The sequence below is a fragment of the Mesorhizobium sp. P2_F8 genome, assembly GCF_056403655.1.
The window spans coordinates 395199-412302 of sequence record NZ_JBFUFB010000001.1 but is presented as its reverse complement, the minus strand read 5'-3'; the positions used below and the strand labels follow the sequence as shown (position 1 = coordinate 412302).

At 63.0% G+C, this 17104-nt stretch carries 15 protein-coding genes; 7 read left to right on the top strand and 8 right to left on the bottom strand.

The genetic code is table 11. The features are described 5' to 3' along the window. Positions 1-11: 11 nt before the first annotated feature. Positions 12-2351, bottom strand: coding sequence for a response regulator (locus AC1DZP_RS01965; RefSeq protein WP_477299955.1), 2340 nt, complete (start codon positions 2349-2351; stop codon positions 12-14). Positions 2352-2843: 492 nt separating this feature from the next. Between AC1DZP_RS01965 and AC1DZP_RS01960 the strand changes: the two genes are divergently transcribed. Then, positions 2844-6281, top strand: a complete 3438-nt coding sequence (locus AC1DZP_RS01960; RefSeq protein ID WP_477299954.1) for an acyl-[ACP]--phospholipid O-acyltransferase — start codon at positions 2844-2846, stop codon at positions 6279-6281. A 15-nt stretch (positions 6282-6296) separates the two neighbouring features. Here AC1DZP_RS01960 and AC1DZP_RS01955 read toward each other — a convergent pair whose 3' ends face one another. The 4 genes from AC1DZP_RS01955 to AC1DZP_RS01940 all read right to left on the bottom strand — a co-directional run bounded on the left by AC1DZP_RS01955 (position 6297) and on the right by AC1DZP_RS01940 (position 11601). Next, positions 6297-8597, bottom strand: a complete 2301-nt coding sequence (locus AC1DZP_RS01955) for a xanthine dehydrogenase family protein molybdopterin-binding subunit (protein WP_477299953.1) — start codon at positions 8595-8597, stop codon at positions 6297-6299. After that, the gene (locus AC1DZP_RS01950) at positions 8590-9954 is read right to left on the bottom strand and encodes a c-type cytochrome (RefSeq protein ID WP_477299952.1); all 1365 of its coding nucleotides are present in this window, start codon (positions 9952-9954) and stop codon (positions 8590-8592) included. The genes AC1DZP_RS01955 and AC1DZP_RS01950 overlap by 8 nt, the downstream gene beginning before the upstream one ends. Positions 9955-9956: 2 nt before the next feature. Continuing rightward, positions 9957-10415 carry a (2Fe-2S)-binding protein gene (locus AC1DZP_RS01945; protein ID WP_457150452.1) on the bottom strand — a complete coding sequence of 153 codons (459 nt, stop codon included), beginning with the start codon at positions 10413-10415 and terminating at the stop codon, positions 9957-9959. 268 nt (positions 10416-10683) lie between these two features. Continuing rightward, positions 10684-11601, bottom strand: coding sequence for a polyprenyl synthetase family protein (locus tag AC1DZP_RS01940; RefSeq protein ID WP_477299951.1), 918 nt, complete (start codon positions 11599-11601; stop codon positions 10684-10686). 78 nt (positions 11602-11679) lie between these two features. On the opposite strand from AC1DZP_RS01940, the gene AC1DZP_RS01935 reads away from it, so the two are divergent. From AC1DZP_RS01935 to AC1DZP_RS01925, 3 genes are all read left to right on the top strand, one after another. Then, complete coding sequence (locus AC1DZP_RS01935; RefSeq protein WP_477227731.1) at positions 11680-12441, top strand: biosynthetic peptidoglycan transglycosylase; 762 nt, start codon at positions 11680-11682, stop codon at positions 12439-12441. A 141-nt stretch (positions 12442-12582) separates the two neighbouring features. Then, complete coding sequence (rpmF, locus tag AC1DZP_RS01930; RefSeq protein WP_008834724.1) at positions 12583-12765, top strand: 50S ribosomal protein L32; 183 nt, start codon at positions 12583-12585, stop codon at positions 12763-12765. Positions 12766-13046: 281 nt separating this feature from the next. Further along, positions 13047-13448, top strand: coding sequence for a hypothetical protein (locus tag AC1DZP_RS01925; RefSeq protein WP_477299950.1), 402 nt, complete (start codon positions 13047-13049; stop codon positions 13446-13448). 162 nt (positions 13449-13610) lie between these two features. Here the strand turns inward: AC1DZP_RS01925 and AC1DZP_RS01920 are convergent, their stop codons facing one another. From AC1DZP_RS01920 to AC1DZP_RS01910, 3 genes are all read right to left on the bottom strand, one after another. Then, on the bottom strand, positions 13611-14042 hold the full coding sequence (locus tag AC1DZP_RS01920; protein WP_457150456.1) for a GlcG/HbpS family heme-binding protein: 432 nt from the start codon (positions 14040-14042) through the stop codon (positions 13611-13613). A gap of 169 nt (positions 14043-14211) precedes the next feature. Next, positions 14212-14445: a hypothetical protein gene (locus AC1DZP_RS01915; protein ID WP_477299949.1), complete on the bottom strand. Its 234-nt coding sequence runs from the start codon at positions 14443-14445 to the stop codon at positions 14212-14214. 77 nt (positions 14446-14522) lie between these two features. Then, positions 14523-15044, bottom strand: coding sequence for a winged helix-turn-helix transcriptional regulator (locus AC1DZP_RS01910; RefSeq protein WP_457150458.1), 522 nt, complete (start codon positions 15042-15044; stop codon positions 14523-14525). Positions 15045-15144: 100 nt separating this feature from the next. On the opposite strand from AC1DZP_RS01910, the gene AC1DZP_RS01905 reads away from it, so the two are divergent. The 3 genes from AC1DZP_RS01905 (at position 15145) to AC1DZP_RS01895 (ending at position 17102) form a co-directional block, all read left to right on the top strand. Then, the gene (locus AC1DZP_RS01905; protein WP_477299948.1) at positions 15145-15981 is read left to right on the top strand and encodes an alpha/beta fold hydrolase; all 837 of its coding nucleotides are present in this window, start codon (positions 15145-15147) and stop codon (positions 15979-15981) included. 123 nt (positions 15982-16104) lie between these two features. Next, positions 16105-16761 carry a glutathione S-transferase family protein gene (locus AC1DZP_RS01900; RefSeq protein WP_477299947.1) on the top strand — a complete coding sequence of 219 codons (657 nt, stop codon included), beginning with the start codon at positions 16105-16107 and terminating at the stop codon, positions 16759-16761. Positions 16762-16766: 5 nt separating this feature from the next. Next, on the top strand, positions 16767-17102 hold the full coding sequence (locus tag AC1DZP_RS01895) for an ArsR/SmtB family transcription factor (protein WP_095089377.1): 336 nt from the start codon (positions 16767-16769) through the stop codon (positions 17100-17102). The last annotated feature ends 2 nt before the right edge of the window (positions 17103-17104 follow it).

Here is a 17104-nt window from a genome sequence, read left to right as displayed (position 1 = left end):
ATGGTTGCGGGCTAGGCCGTCTTCGCCACCACCGTCTCGCTGAGCCAGGTGCCGATCTTGGTGCCGAGGCGGTCGGGTGAAACCGGCTTGGGCAGATAGTCGTCCATGCCGGCCTCAATGCACTTGTCGCGATCGCCCTTCAGCGCGTGCGCGGTGACGCCGATGATCGGGATGTGAGTGCCCGACGAGGTCTCCATCGCACGGATGGCGCGGGTCGCTTCGTAGCCGTTCATCTCCGGCATCGAGACGTCCATCAGGATCAGCCTGGGGCGCAGCGCCCGGTACATCTCGACCGCCGTCCGGCCGTTGCCGGCGATGCGATAGCTGAGGCCAAGGCCGTTCAGGATCTGGCCGAAAACCAACTGGTTCACGTCGTTGTCCTCGGCAATGAGGATGTCGATCGGACCGTTCAGCGTAGCCGTCGATTCTGGTGCCGCGGCAACGGGTATCGCCGGGCCGCGGATAACGGTGAAAGCGGGTGGCGCAGCAGGGGGAGCCGGCACGATCGGTTCGCGGACGAACTGGGCCTTGCCGACCTGCGAGCGGGCCCTCTGGATGACCGAGATGACGGTGCCGAGCAGGACAGCGGAACGCGCCGGCTTGGTCAGGTGCGCGGCGATGCCGAAGTCGATGATCATCTTGCCGAAATCGACCTGGTCGACCGAGGTCAGCAGCACCACCGGAATGGAAGCCAGCCGGCTGTCGGACGCAATGGCCCTGGCAACATCGGCGCCGTTCATGCCCGGCATCTGGTAGTCGAGGATGATGCAGTCGACGGCGGCGCCCAGCTGGAAGGCGCGATCGAGGAAGGCCAGGCCCACGGCGCCGCTTTCGGCGGCGGCACAGTCGAAGCTCCAGCTTCTCAGCTGCTCGAGCAGGATCTCGCGGTTGACCGGATTGTCGTCGATGACAAGTACGCGCGCGCCGGTGACGTCGACCGGCACGATTTCGTCGCGCGCCACGGCATGGTGCGCCGGCAGCGGCACCGCGAACCAGAACACCGAGCCGCGCCCGATCTCGCTCTCGACGCCGATCTTGCCCGCCATCAGATCGACGAGGCGCGCGGCGATGGCTAGGCCAAGGCCAGTGCCCTCGTGGCGGCGGGTCGACGACCCGTCGACCTGGGCGAATTTCTCGAAAACGTTCTGCAGTTTTTCGGCCGGTATGCCGATGCCGGTGTCCTCGACGCGGACCTTGAGCTGGACCACGTCGTTGACGATCTCGCCGCCGACATCGATCAGCACGTGACCCTTTTCGGTGAACTTCACCGCATTGCCGAGCAGGTTGGTGACGATCTGCCGGAACCGTCCGGCATCGCCGACGACATAGGCCGGCAGCCGCGGGTCGACACGCACGATCAGTTCGAGGTTCTTCTCGGCGACGCGCGCCGAAACCAGCGTTGCCACGTCCTCGACCGCCTCGGAGAGACGGAAGGGAGCCGGATCGAGGGTCAGCTGGCCGGCATTGATCTTGGAGAAATCGAGGATGTCGTTGATGATGGTGAGCAACGCATTGCCGGATTTGACGATGACGTCGGTGAAGGTTTTTTGGCGCGCGGTCAGGTCGGTCTTGGCCAGCAGCTCGGCCATGCCGAGCACGCCGTTCATCGGCGTGCGGATTTCGTGGCTCATATTGGCCAGGAATTCAGACTTGGCGCGGTCGGCGGCCTCGGCCTTGAACAGGGATTCGGCGGATTCGGCAAAGGCGCGGCGGATGGCCACTTCCATCGGGCGGAAGATCCAGAAGGCGACGATGGCAAGGGCGGCGAACAGGATGCCGCTCGCCCACAGCAGCAGCCTGTCGCTGGAGACATCGGCCAGATGGCGCTCGTCGTCCATCGCGGTGCGGACGCGGACCAGCATGGGTTGGGCGAACAGGTCATTCTGGTTGCGGATTTCGCGATAGCTCCATTCATCGACCTTCTGCGCCATCGACATCAGGTTGAAGTTGCGCACCATATCGCGTGGCGACCAGAACAGGTCGCCGTTGACGGAAGCGGTTTCGAGCTCGTTGATTGTCTTCACCGACAAGCGCGGCTTGATCGCGGCAAGCTGCGCGGTCAGCGTTTCGATCTCGCCGGTCAGGCGCTCCGAATGACCGCGCGCCGATGAGGTGAGGGCATCGCGCGTCTCCGCCCGCCAGGCGGTACCGGTCGTCTCGGCAAAGCTGGTCGCGTTGCGCAGGTCGCGGGTGAAAACGACGAGGTTGCTGCTTAGCGCATCGATGTCATGACGAAAGGAATTGACCCGATCGAGCGCGATCACGATGGCGGCGGAAGCCAGCGCAAAGATCAGCAACCCTGAAATATAGCGGGCCCGGACCGAACGGATGAAGGACGAATATTCCGGCATGCGCAACCCCAACACATACGCATCATTTTAATGACCGGGATTACGCTTCATTTACATTAAAATTTCGTTCGTCGGGCGAACCATGCGCCGGCGCGAAGCTCGAACGGTTGACGGAAACGCTGTCGGCAAGTCGGCTTGATTGTATCCGGCCTGAAACAGACCACCAGCGACCCGGCTTAAGGCTGAAACGAAAGGATCATATCGATGGCCACCAACAACTAAGCGCCAAGAACTCAAGCACCCGGGAAGCGTTCACCACAGCTAGTTTCGCCATCGCGGCCTCGTGCATACCTTGATCGCCAGGGTGCTGCCTGACGCGCAAGACGCTTCATCAACCGGCTGGAGGACGCCAAGACCGAGACACTGCTGATGGACGTCAACCGCAGTAACGAAGTGTAACCGGGTTTCCGCTACCACTACGCTCAAACCGCGTAAGACCGTTGATCGATCGGACCAGGACTTCAACGGCCTTGCCCAATGGAAGTCGCCGCCATGGACATCGCTCCGAACAATCATACGAACAGTCATCTGATGATGACACGGCGCTTTGCGCCTCTCTTCTGGACGCAGTTCCTGTCTGCCTTCAACGACAATTTCCTGAAGAACACGCTGGTGTTCCTTATTCTGTTCACGCTGGCGGCGGACAAGGCGGCATCACTGGTCACCCTGGCCGGTGCCGTCTTCATGGCTCCCTTCCTGCTCTTGTCAGCCCTTGGCGGCGAGATCGCCGACCGCTTCGACAAGGCCCTCATCGCCCGTCGGCTGAAATTCACTGAGATCGCCGCTGCTGGCGTCGCGGTCGTCGGCATCGCGCTGTCGTCGATACCGGTGCTGATGGTGGCGTTGTTGATGTTCGGCATCATCTCGGCGCTGTTCGGACCGATCAAGTACGGCATCTTGCCGGATCACCTCGAGCGCAGGGAATTGCCCGGCGCCAACGCATGGATCGAATCGGCGACCTTCGCCGCCATCCTCGGTGGCACTATCGCCGGCGGCATCGTCTCGGCCGATGGCATAGGCGTCTCGGTCTTCGGGCCGATCATGATGATCCTCGCCGTGAGTTGCTGGATCGTCAGCCGCTACATCCCGTCCACCGGTTCTGCCGCCCCCGACCTCGTCATCGACAAAAACGTCTTTCGCTCGACCTGGCGGCAGGTCAACCGATTGCGTGGCGACAAGCGGATCTGGCGCGCCGGGCTGATGACGTCCTGGTTCTGGCTGATCGGCGCCATCGTTCTTTCGATCCTGCCGACCTTGATCAAGGATTCGCTCGGCGGCAACGAGATCGCCGTGACTGCCTATCTCGCGGTGTTCGCCGTTTCGATCGCCATTGGCTCGGCCATTGCCGCGTGGATGTCGCAGGGACGCATCGTGCTGTTGCCTGCACCGGTCGGCACGGCGCTGCTGGCGCTGTTTGGATTGGACCTGGCCTGGACCATCTGGAGCATGCAGCCTTCGCCCAGGGCCGAGACCCTTGCCCTGTTCTTCGCCGGGCCAAACACGATCCATGTTGCGATCGACCTCGCCGGCATGGCGATTGCCAGCGCCTTCCTCGTGGTGCCGACCTTTGCTGCCGTACAGGCATGGTCGCCCGAAGCGAGTCGTGCCCGCGTCGTCGCCGCCGTGAGCATCGTCAACGCAGGCTTCATGACAGTAGGAGGCATACTCGTCGCCGCGATCCAGTCAGCCGGCGTCTCCACCGGAGCCATCCTGTTCGGCCTTGCTGCGGCCAACGCCATCGCCGCCTGGCTGATGTTGAAATACCTGCCGACCAACGCTTTCCGCGATTTCGTCTCCATCCTGTTCCGTGCCTTCCATCGGCTGGAAGTCGAGGGCATGGAAAACCTCAAGGCCGCCGGCCCGGCACCTATCCTGGCGCTCAACCATGTCAGCTTCCTCGACGGTCCCCTGGCCTTGACCCTGACCGATGAGGAGCCGGTCTTCGCCATCGACCACACCATCGCCCAGGCCTGGTGGATGAAGCCGTTCATGAAACTCGCCCGCGCCCTGCCGCTCAACCCATCCAAGCCGATGTCGACCCGCACGCTGATCAAGATCGTTCAGGGCGGCGATCCGCTTGTCATCTTCCCGGAAGGCCGCATCACCGTCACCGGCGGCCTGATGAAGGTTTATGACGGCGCCGCCATGGTCGCCGACAAGACCGGTTCGATGGTCGTACCGGTGCGCATCGACGGGCTGGAGAAAAGCTATTTTTCACGGCTGACCTCGCAGCATGTGCGCCGCCGGCTGTTCCCAAAGGTCAAGGTGACCATCCTTGAGCCGGTAAAGCTGGAAGTGCTGCAAGACCTAAAGGGCCGCAAGCGCCGCGCCGCTGCGGGCGCTGCCCTCTATCAGGTGATGTCGGACCTCGTCTTCCGTACCCAGGACATCGACAAGACGGTGCTGGAAAAGATCATCCAGACGGCGAACGAACGCGGCATGAGAGAGCTCGCCGTGCAGGATCCGGTCACCGGTTCGCTGAGCTACGGAAAACTGCTCACGGCCGCTGCGGTGCTCGGCGAGAAATTCCAGAACCTCTATGCCGGTCAGCAGACGCTCGGCATCATGCTGCCGAACGCCAACGGCTCCTGCGCGACGCTGCTCGGCGTCATGTCGGCCGGCAAGGTTCCGGCGATGATGAACTTCACCGCCGGTGCGGCCAACATCCTGTCCGCCTGCAAGGCCGCCGAAGTGCGCACCGTGCTCACCTCTCGCGCCTTTGTCGAACAGGCAAAGCTCGGTGCGGTGGTCGAGGAAATCGGCCGCTCGGTCGACATCGTCTGGCTCGACGATTTGCGCGGGACCGTCGGCCTCAAGGACAAGCTGCTCGGCTTGCTGCGCAAGAGCACGCCACGCGCGCCGCGCAAGCCCGGCGATGCCGCGGTGATCCTGTTCACCTCGGGTTCGGAAGGCACGCCGAAGGGCGTCGTGCTCACCCACCGCAACATCCTGGCCAATGCCGCCCAGGCCGCCTCGCGCATCGACTTCCATTCGGGCGACAAGGTGTTCAACGTGTTGCCGATCTTCCATTCGTTCGGCATGACGGCGGGCACGGTGCTGCCGCTGATCTCCGGCGTGCCGGTCTATTTCTACCCCTCGCCGCTGCACTACCGCATCGTGCCGGAACTGATCTACGCCTCGAACGCGACGATCATCTTCGGCACCGACACGTTCCTCGCCGGCTATGCGCGCACCGCGCACCCCTATGACTTCCGCTCGATACGTTATTGCTTTGCTGGCGCGGAGCCGGTCAAGGCAGCGACGCGCATGACCTATATGGAGAAGTTCGGCGTGCGCATCCTCGAGGGTTACGGCGTCACCGAAACAGCACCTGTGATCTCGATCAACACGCCGATGTACAACCGCTCCGGAACCGTCGGCAAAATCATGCCCGGCATGGAATATCGCCTCGATCCGGTACCCGGTGTCGACGATGGCGGACGGCTTTTCGTGCGTGGGCCCAATGTCATGGCCGGCTATCTCAGGGCCGAGAAGCCCGGTGTGCTCGAACCACTCGAAGACGGCTGGCATGACACCGGAGACGTCGTCGCCGTCGACGACGTCGGCTTCATCACCATTCGCGGCCGGGCCAAGCGCTTTGCCAAGATCGGCGGCGAGATGATATCGCTGGCTGCTATCGAGGCGCTGGCTGGCGAATTGTGGAAAGGCTCGCTCTCAGCGGTCGCCACTGTACCGGATGCGCGCAAGGGCGAAAAGCTGATCCTGATCACCGAGGCCGCCAACGCCACGCGCGCCGAATTCCTGACCTTCGCCAAGGCGAACGGCGCCATGGACCTGATGGTGCCGGCCGAAGTCCGCGCCGTTGCAAAAGTGCCGGTCCTCGGTTCCGGCAAGCTCGACTTCGCCGCTGTGACCAAAATGGTGCGCGGCGAAGAAGAGATGAAGATCAAGGTGGCTGGAAGCGCTTGAACATCGATTGATCTTTCAGACCGCCAGCGAGTAGCCCAGATCGCGCAATGGCAGTCGGCGCACGCGCTCTCCGGTGGCGGCGAAGATGGCGTTGCCCAGCGCGGGCGCAAGCGCCGGGAAAGCAGGTTCGCCCATGCCGGTCGGTGGATTGTCCGACTGGATGAAATAGGCATCGATCGTCATTGGTGCGAAAGGCATGCGCAGGATCGGATAGGCATTGTAATTCTGCTCCTGCACGCGGCCGTTTTCGATGTTGATCTTGAGACCCATGGCCGTTGAGAGTGCGTCGGTCGACGCTCCCTGCGCCTGGGCTTCGGACCCTGCCATGTCAATGATGGGGCCGACGTCGAGCACCACCACGATGCGCGCGATCTTGATCCGCTTGTCGGTGTCCACGCTGATCTCAATCGACTGTGCGACATGGCCGGCGTGGGAATAGCACCAGGCCAGGCCCAAACCGCTCCCATTCGCCAACTTCTTGCCCCACCCGGCCTTCTCGGAGCACATCCTGATCACGTCGGTGGCCCGCTTGGGGCTGAAGTTGACGCTTTTGTCCTTGGGCGCCAGATCAGGCACGTCGCGGTTCACGGCGTCGATAAGGAAATCGACATGATCGCGGCCGGAAGCGAGCGACAGTTCGTGCATGAAGCTCTGGGCAGCGAAGACCTGGGCATTGTCGCCCGGCGCGCGCCACGCTCCGGTGGGAATCTTCAAGGGGAACATTGTCTTGGCGCGGCGCAGATTGGGCGCCTTGATCGAATATCTCAGATTGTCGGTGAGGTTGGCGCCCGTGGCTTCCTTCTTGCCGTCGGCGGTGAAGGTGATGAAATGTTCCTGCCAGGCGTCGAGCCTGCCGCCTCTGTCGATCGCGCCCTTGAACTGATGGTAGCCGGCGGGCCGGTAGAAATCGTGGGCGAAATCGTCTTCGCGGGTCCATTGCAGCTTGACCGGGGCACTGACCTTCTTGGCGATAGCCGCCGCCTCGCAGGCATAGTCATTGACCAGCCGCCGTCCGAAGCCGCCGCCGACGCGGGTCTGGTGCATCACGACTTTCTCCGGCGGAATGTCTGCAGCCTTTGCAATCAGCGGCAAGCCACGATCGGGCTGTTGGGTAGGCACCCACATCTCCATCACCCCGTCATGGTAGTGCGCCGTGGTGTTCATCGGTTCAAGCGGCACATGGGCGGCGAAAGGATACTCGTAATAGGCCTCCACGGTCTTGGCGGCATTGCCCAAGGCCCTGTCCACGTCGCCGACATTGTCGTCGGGCTTTTCCGGGAAATTTGTCGCCAGCTTCCTGGCCTGGGCTGAGAATTGCGACGTGGAGTCTTTCGAGGCCATGCTCAGGTCCCAATCCACCTGAAGCTTGTTCTTGGCCTGGAAAGCGCTCCAGGTGTCCCTGGCGACGATAGCCACGCCCGGCATCACTTCGACCGCCATGCCCGTGCCGTCCACGGCGAAGGCGTCGAGCACGCCGCGTTGCGCCTTGATCTCGTCGATGTTGAAGGATTTGACCTTGCCGCCCGCCGCCGGACATTTGGTGTAGGTCGCATAGACCATGCCGGGGAGTTGAACATCGATGCCGAACAGCGGCTGGCCACTGACGACCTTGGGATCGTCAACACCGCGATAGCGCTTGCCTATCAAGCGATACTCGGCGCGAACCTTCAGCGTCAAGCTCTTGGGATCGGGCACTGGCATTTTCGACGCCGCGGCGGCAAGTGACCCATAGGTTGCGGACCGACCGCTGGCGGCATGGGTCAAGATCGAGTCCCTGGCGGTGATCTGCGACGGGTCCACCTTCCATTGCCCGGCCGCTGCGGCGATGAGCATCGCCTTGGCGCCGGCACCGGCCTGACGCAGCTGGTCCCAGGCATGCGGGATGGATGTCGAACCGCCCGCGCCTTGACTGCCATAGACCTTGGGATTGATGTCCGCCTGCTCCATCACGACGTGGTTCCAATCGGCGTCGAGTTCATCGGCAATGATGACGCCGAAGGAGGTCTTGATGCCCTGGCCGATCTCCGGGCATTTGGAATAAATTGTGATCGTGTTGTCCGGGGCGATACGGATGAAAGCGTTCATCGCCTGGTCCTTGGTGCTTGCCGTATCGACGTTCGCACCATCCGCCGCGAACGCTGCGTCTCCAAGGTGAAAGCCCAGCACCAGCCCCGCTACGCCCGCGCCGGCCAACTTGAAGAAGGTGCGTCGTCCCATTGTCACCGACGCACTGGTCGGCGGGACCGAACGGACCTCGCGTATCAGCGCCGAGAGGTAGGCATCGGACTGGGCAAAGTTGGACTGAATGTCAGCCATTGGGTGCCTCCTTAGATTGCTGGGACGCCTGCTTTCGCAGACCGGCCACATCCTTGCCTGCCAAATGTGCGCCTTCGGCACCAAACCGGGCGGTGACATAGTTGGCCACGGCCGCGATGTCGTCGTCCGAATAGCCCTCACCAAAGGCCGGCATGAAGATCGTGCCTTCGGCGGTCTTGCGGTTGACGCCATTGATGATCGTCTGCGCTACATTCGTGGCACTGGGGTCGTTTACCGCGCGCACGCCGGTCAGGGTGGCATAGCCGGTGACCGGGCTCACGCCGGTCCAGTCGTGGCAGCTGGCGCAGGCGCCGGCGAAGATCTTTTCACCACGCGAATTGACATCCGCCGCCACGCCCTCCTTGTACGACGCCGGGGCTGCGGTCGTGACCGTGCGGGGCAGGTCACTCGCATGGGCGGGTATGCTGCGCAGGTACGCCATCAAGGCATGGGTGTCGTCGGGCAACAGATAGCTCAGGCTGTCATCGGTGGCCTCACCCATCGGCCCAGCAGCGCCGCCATGACCGTTGGCATGACCGGTGGAAAGATAGGAATAGAGATCCTGGTCGCTCCAGTCGCCGATGCCTGAAGCCTTGTCGCCGGTGACGTTGTAGGCGCGCCAGCCCGCGGTCAGCGCGCCGGCGAATTTGCCGTGATTGTCCAGCCCATATGCCAGGTTGCGCGGTGTATGGCATTCGCCGCAATGGCCCAATGCCTCGGCAAGATAGGCGCCTCTGTTCCATTGCGGGCTCTGGCCGGCGTTGGGGCGGAAACGATTGTCGGGATTGAACATGACATCCCAGAGCACCAGCAGGCTGCGCTGGCTGAAGGGCCAGGAAAGCTGGTCTTGCCTTGTTGGGGCGTGCACCGGCGCCAGCGAGAAGAGGTACGCCTTGATGGCCAGCGCGTCGGCGTCGGTCATGTAGGTGTAGGAGCTGTAGGGCATGGCGGGATAGAGCTTTTCGCCGTCGGCGCGAATGCCCTTGTGCACAGCGGCCAGGAACTGCGCATCGGTGTAGTTGCCGATGCCGGTTTGCTTGTCCGGGGTGATGTTGGTGGAATAGATCGTGCCGAACGGCATGTTGAAGGCGAAACCTCCCGAGAAGGGCGCGCCGCCCGGCGCGGTATGGCAGGCTTGGCAGTCTGCGGCATGGGCGAGGTATTCGCCGCGCTTGACCAGATCGGCACTGGCGAGCTGGGCCGGAACACCGGTGATATCGGCGCCATGGTAATCCGCCAGCGCAACGGTCGAGCCGCCGGCAAAGGACATCGGATCGCGGCCGAGAAACAGCCAGCCGGCGAAACCAAGCGCTGCGATGACAATGACAGCAAAGACAGTGCCGATGATTTTCTGCATGGTCAGGCCGGCTTGGCAGCGGCGTTCTTGATTGCTCGGCGGATGCGGATATAGGTCCCGCAGCGGCAGAGATTGCCCGCCATGGCCGCGTCAATGTCGGAATCGTCGGGTTGCGGGTTGCTGTCCAGCAGCGCCGTGGCCGACATGATCTGGCCGGCCTGGCAATAGCCGCATTGCGGCACTTCGGCTTCCATCCAGGCCTGCTGGACCTTGGCGCCGTTGGGCGTGTTGCCGATCCCTTCAATGGTGACGACGGCGCGGGTGCCGACATCGCCAATTGTCAGTTGGCAGGAACGCACAGGCTTGCCGGCCACATGCACCGTGCAAACGCCGCATTGGGCGATGCCGCAACCATATTTGGTGCCGACCAGATTGAGATGGTCGCGCAGCACCCACAGAAGCGGCATGTCTTCCGGTACATCGACCGTGCGCAATTGTCCGTTGACCGTGAGGGTAACCATAAGTCCATACCTGCCTGACCATGAAGCCGTCGCATAAGCGCCTCTGCAAATTGTAGGGGGCCGGAGCTCCGCAGGTAGGATCGGTTGGATCACATTTAAGGGATCGCCGCTGGGCGGCCCGTGCAATCGGCAAACCGAGCGGTTGTTTGCAAAGTTGAAAGCAGTGGCGAGGGTGCCGCCTCCTTGTGCGCCGCGGGTCACCATTGTCTGGAAGCGGTGGCGACGGATTTCGCAATCCGATCGCGCCGACGTCTTGGTTGGCCCAGCGTCAGTTGTTACGGGTCGCCACGAATGTCGCCGCTTCTTTCAGCAGCGCCGCCTGCTCCCCGTATGGCGCGAGCAATTCATGCGCCTGGTCGACGAGGCCGTGAAGCTGGCTGCGCGCCCAGTTCGCGCCGTGCAGCGCCACCAGCGTCGCCTTGCCGGCGGCTGCATCCTTGCCGGTTGCCTTGCCCATCTGGCTGGCATCGGCGGTCAGGTCGAGCAGGTCGTCGGCAAGCTGGAAGGCAAGGCCGATCGCCGAGCCGAATTCGGCCAGCCGCTCGCGGTCCTCGGCGGGGGCGCCGGCGACCAGCGCCCCCGCCTCGCAGGCGAAGCGGATCAGCGCGCCGGTCTTCATCGCCTGCAGCCGGATGATGCCGGCCTCGTCCGGCGGCGCCTGTTCGGCCTCGAGGTCAAGCTTCTGGCCGCCGACCATGCCGCCTGCTCCGGCCGCGCGGGCCAGCGCCAGCACCAGGGCTGCCCGCCGCTCCGCCGGCAGCATGGTCGCCTCATCGGCAATGATGTCGAAGGCCAGCGTCAGCAGGGCGTCGCCGGCCAGGATGGCTGTCGCCTCGTCGAAGGCCTTGTGCACCGTCGGCTGGCCGCGCCGTAGGTCATCGTCGTCCATGGCGGGCAGATCATCGTGGATCAGCGAATAGCAATGCACGCATTCAAGAGCGGCCGCGACGCGCAGTGCTGCCTCGCCATCGGCGGAAAAAAGGGCGGCGCTTTCCATGACCAGGAAAGGGCGCAGGCGCTTGCCGCCGTTGAGCACGCCGTGGCGCATCGCCGCGATCAGGCGGTCGGGTCGCGTGATCTCGCCCGAAAGCGCGCGGTCGTCGAGCAACCGCCGCAGCAGCACCTCGACGGCGGCTGCCCGTCGGATGAGCGCCATTTCGAACGCCATTTCGTCCTCATTCGTCATGGTCGGGACCGGTAGCCGACACTCAGACGTTGCGCAAGAAGCCAAGCGCCATTATGCCGGAGCAGGGAGAAGTACGGGTTGGGCGGCTTGGCGGAACCGATCGTCGATCATGAAACCGAAAAGCTGGACATGGCGACCAGATCGCGGAGCGTGAACCGCCGCGGTCTCAAGCGCTGGGTCCGGCGCGGGATCGTCGTGGCCGCGGTACTGGCGCTCATACCAACGGTGCTGACGTTCCTCTATCTGCCGTCCTTCGTGCATCCGGTCTCGACGCTGATGCTGAAGGACCTGGCGGCATTCTCGGGTTATGACCGCCGCTGGGTGTCGATCGACGACGTCGCACCTGTGCTGGCCAATTCGGTCATCATGTCGGAGGACGGGCAGTTCTGCTTTCATCGCGGCGTCGATCTCGGCGAACTGAGGGGCGTCGTCGACGATGCGCTGGCCGGCGAAGCAACGCGCGGCGCCTCGACCATCACCATGCAGACGGTCAAGAACCTCTTTCTCTGGTCACGACCGCTGGGCTCGGTGCGCAAGGTGGTCGAATTGCCGCTGGCAGTCTATTTCGACGCGGTGATGTCGAAACGGCGCATCATGGAGATCTATCTCAACATCGCCGAGTGGGGGCCGGGCATCTATGGCATCGAAGCCGCCGCACAGCACCATTTCGGCGTTTCGGCAAAACAATTGTCGCGACGGCAGGCCGCCCTGCTCGCCGTCTCCCTGCCAAATCCGATCGCCCGCAATCCGGCAAAGCCCGGGCCCGGCCTGAGACGGCTTGCCAACCTGATCGAGCGGCGGGCCGGCCGCTCCGGCGCGTATGTCGGCTGTCTGCAGTAGCCAGCTCAAAAAAATTCGCGGCAGTGCTGGCCAAAACGGCGTAGGGCGTGTATAGGCACCCGACTTTCTCAGATTCCGGCCCCGACACGGCCCTTTCACGAGGGCGGGCGGGGCTTTTTGACCATGTAATGGAGCATATCCATGGCCGTTCCGAAACGAAAAACCTCTCCGTCCAAGCGCGGCATGCGCCGCTCGGCCGACGCCCTCAAGGCCCCGACCTATGTCGAGGACAAGAATTCCGGCGAAATGCGCCGTCCGCACCACATCGACCTGAAGACCGGCATGTATCGCGGTCGCCAGGTGTTGACGCCCAAGGAAAGCTGAGACCAGCTTTTCGACTATTGAGCATTCGAAAGACCGGCCCGGTGGCCGGTCTTTTGCGTTGGGCGGGCCGATAACCGGGCAGCCCGCATTGTCGCTTGGCCGCTCACCCTATGCCAAACGCCAAATGCCTGGCGTGGGCGATGTTCATCAGGATCGTTGCGCCGGGGGCTGACATCGTTGTTGCATCCGGTCTTCGACCGTGTTCGTGGCATTTTACGAAAATTCTTGACGGCGTGCCTGTGGCGCATTCTACAGAGATTGCCCCCATATGGAGACGCCAGATGTTCGGTGCCGTCCCGCTTTTGATCGTGCCATTCGTGCTCTACAATCTCGGCCTGCTCGGAATATTCGGCGGCGGCGACGATCCGTGGGCGAGCGAAATCTTCTCCTTCCGCATGATGTCGGGCGGGGTGTTCGCGATGACTCTCGGCGACCTGATAGTGCTGATCGGGCTGATCTCTCTTTTCGCCGAAATGGTGAAGTCGGCGCGCACGACCAGCGCCTCGATCATGGACCATCTGTTGTCGACGCTGGTCTTCGTCGCGTTCCTGGTCGAGTTCCTGCTGGTGAAGGGCGCGGCACATTCCATCTTCTTCACGCTGATGGTCATCGCGCTGTTCGACGTGCTGGCGGGGTTTGCGGTGTCGATGCGGTCGGCGAGCAGAGACATCAATCTGAATTAAGGCTGCATTGATCTTCAGGTGATGCCGGCCCGCAAACGGCGGCCTCCTGCGCTTCCGGTGCTCACGTACCCAAAAGTACGCTCCGCTCCGGTTCTCGGAACCCACCATTTTCGACTCGGCCTGACCTGAATCTCAACGCAGCCTTGGCCGTGATATTAAAGCTCAGCCCGGGTCGGCAGTGAAGCCGGCCGCTTCGATGCCGGCGATGGCGGCCGCTTCGTCATTGTCCGACGTATCGCCGGAAATGCCGACGGCGCCGATGATGGCGCCGGCCTTGTCGCGGATCAGCACGCCGCCGACGACCGGCAGCACGCGGCCGCCGGACACGTCCGAGATGCCGGCGACGAGATGCGGGCGCTCCTTGGCGAAGGCCTCGACACGGCGCGAGCCCATGCCGATGGCGAGCGCGCCATAGGCCTTGCCGGCCGACATTTGCGGGCGCAGGAACGAGGCGCCGTCCTGGCGTTGGAAGGCGACCAGATGTCCGCCGGCATCAAGCACCGAGACGCCCAGCGGCTTGAGCTTGAGTTCGGCGCCCCTGGCAAAGGCGGCATCGATGATTTGCCTGGCTTTTTCGAGCGGCAGCGCGGTCATGGCAGTCTCCTGTTTGAAAACGCGCCGATCATCAACCGTCGGCGGGCACGGCAAAATCCCGGTTTCGGTTGAAATTGCTTCGCGTTAAGTGGTGGAATGGAACGATCCGGATATGGCGTTGCCATTTTGCAGCTTCCAGACCGGCAGTCGATCGTGCCGGCCGGCAGCGCTATTTTTTTTTGGCGCGGGCAGGCTTCTTGGCGGGTGCCACCGGTGCGTTGGCAAGGTCTTCCGCTTCCTTGGCGAGACGCAGCGCCCGCAGCTTGTTGGTCTTGGCCTGGCGGGCGTCGCTCTCGGCGACGTATTCGGCCATCGGCTTCTGGCGGACGGTTGCCGCCTCTTCCTGCTTCTTGAAACGCAGGTCAGCACGCGCGCGGGCAGCATCCCGAGAGTTCTCAACCAAGACCTTATCCAATCCCGTGAATTGTGATTTTCCGCCCCTTCTAGCAGAGCCGGGCCTCAAACGGGAAAATATGTTGGTCAAGCGGCCGGGCTGGCGCCGGGGGCCTTGCTGGCGACCACGGCTTCATAGGCGGCCTGCAAGGTCGCACGGACAGAAGGGCCAGCCGATGTATCGAGCGGCATGCCGAGATGCTCGTGGCGCAACTCGTCCATGAACTTGTCCCACATCGGCGGCCCGCCCTTCTCCAGAAGCTCGGCGCGGATCGAGAGTTCCGCGCTGACCGGCAACCAGACGCGGCCCCAGGCGCCGAGGTGGGCCAGGATCGGCACCAGGGTGATCGCCATCTCGGTCAGGCTGTAGATCGCCTTCTGCTTGTGGCTGGGGTCGTCGGCCTTGGTCAGCATGCCCAGTCCCATCAGCCGCTTCAGCCGGTCAGCGAGGATGTTGGAGGCAATGCCTTCCATCGATCCGTTGAGCAGTTCGCGAAAGTGGCGCCTGCCGCCAAAAATCATGTCGCGAAGGATGATCAGGCTCCAGCGGTCGCCGAACACTTCGAGCGACAGGTTGATCGGGCATCCGGACCGGCGATCCATGCTCATGAGATTTTCTCCGCAAAACCGGTTGCATTATCATATCAGTTTTATTATAGTGCAACCGATTGCAAAACGCAATCAGTATTGCTGAGGAGGAGACCGAGCCATGACAACCATCGAGCGCCCCGAGATCGTATCCGAGGCCTTTGGCGATCCGGCAAACCCGCCGCTGTTGCTGATCATGGGATCGATGGCCTCGATGCTCTGGTGGCCGGAGGCGCTGTGTCGGAAACTGGCCGATGGCGGCCTGTTCGTCATCCGCTATGACAATCGCGATACCGGCCGTTCGACCAAATATCCGCCGGGCGAGCCACCCTACACATTCGACGACATGGCCGACGACGCGATGCGTGTTCTCGACGACCACGGCGTCGGCAAGGCGCATATCGTCGGCATGTCGATGGGCGGCATGATCGTCCAGCTTGTGGCGCTCAAGCACCCGTCCCGTGTCGCTTCGCTGACCGTGATCAGCAGCTCGCCCCTGGGGATCGACACATCGCATCTGCCACAAACGAGCGATGCCTATATCAAGCATTCGGCCGACGGCGCGAAAGTCGATTGGTCGGACCGTGGCCAGGTGGTCGATTTCATGGTCAAGGATACGCGGGCGATCGCAAGCACCGTACATCCGTTCGACGAGGCCGGGATGCGGGCCTTCATCGAACAGGATTACGATCGATCCGGCGGTTTGCTGAGCGCGACCAACCACTTCATGGTCAAGGGCGGCGACGCATGGAAGGGGCGCCTACGCGAGATGACGGCGCCGCTGCTGGTCATCCATGGCACCACCGATCCGATCTTTCCGGTCGAGCACGGCGACGCACTGACCGAGACCGTCGCCGGTGCGAAAATTCTTCGGATCGAAGGTGGCGGCCACGAATTGCACCCGGACGACTGGACGGTGATGGTCGCCGCCGTCGTCGATCACACTCAAGCCGATTGAGCCATCCTGCGCGGGCCTTGACGAGCAAAGCGCGCCGCAATAGTTAAGTAAATGCTTCAGTGTTAAGCTTGGCAAGCAGCATGGCACCGACCACCGGCGCATCTCGAAACAGACGAGCAAAAAATGTCCCTGACGCTTCATTTCCATCCGCTGGCCTCCTTCTGCTGGAAACCGCTGATCGCGCTCTATGAGAACGGCATACCGTTCGCGCCGGTTGTCGTCGATCTCGGCGACACCGAGTCGCGCGCGGCCTTCCTGAAGATTTCGCCGACCGGCAAGATGCCGGCCCTGCGCGACGATGCGCGCGACGGCACGGTGCTGGAATCGACCATCGTCGTCGAGTACCTGGCCGCCCATTATCCGGGGCCGGTCGACCTCGTTCCGGCCGACATCGACCTGGCGCTGGCGGTCCGGCAGTCCGATCGCTTCTATGATTTCTATGTGCAGGAACCGATGCAGAAGATCGTCGGCGACCGGTTGCGGCCGCAGGACAAGACCGATCCGTTCGGCGTCGAGCAGGCCCGCGCCCAGTTGCGCAATTCCTACGCCATTGTCGAAGAGGAGATGCAGACGAAGACCTGGGCTGTGGGCGACGCCTTCAGCATGGCCGATTGTTCGGCGTCTCCCGCACTCTTCTACGCCAACAAGGTCGAGCCGTTCGGCGACAAATACCCGGCCGTCAAGCGATACCATGACCGCCTGGTGCAGCGCGCGGCTTTCGCCCGCGTGATCGAGGAGGCGCAGCCCTACTTCAAGTTCTTTCCCTACAACAACGGCTGATCGCAATGCTGCACGATCCTGCCCAGCTCGATCTGATGTTCCAGGCGCTCGCCGATCCGGCGCGGCGGCAGATGGTCGACCGGCTGTCGCGCGGCCCGGCTTCGGTCAGCCAGTTGGCCGAGCCGCTGGCGATGTCGCTGTCGGCCGTCGTCCAGCATCTGAACCTTTTGGAGGCAAGCGGCCTCGTGCGCACGCAGAAGGTCGGTCGGGTGCGCACCTGCCAGATCGAACCCAAGGCACTGAGGGCAGCCGAACACTGGATCAATGAACGGCGTCTCGTCTGGGAGCGCCGGCTGGACCGGCTCGGCGATTTTCTGGCTGAGACCAAGGACAAAAGCTGAAG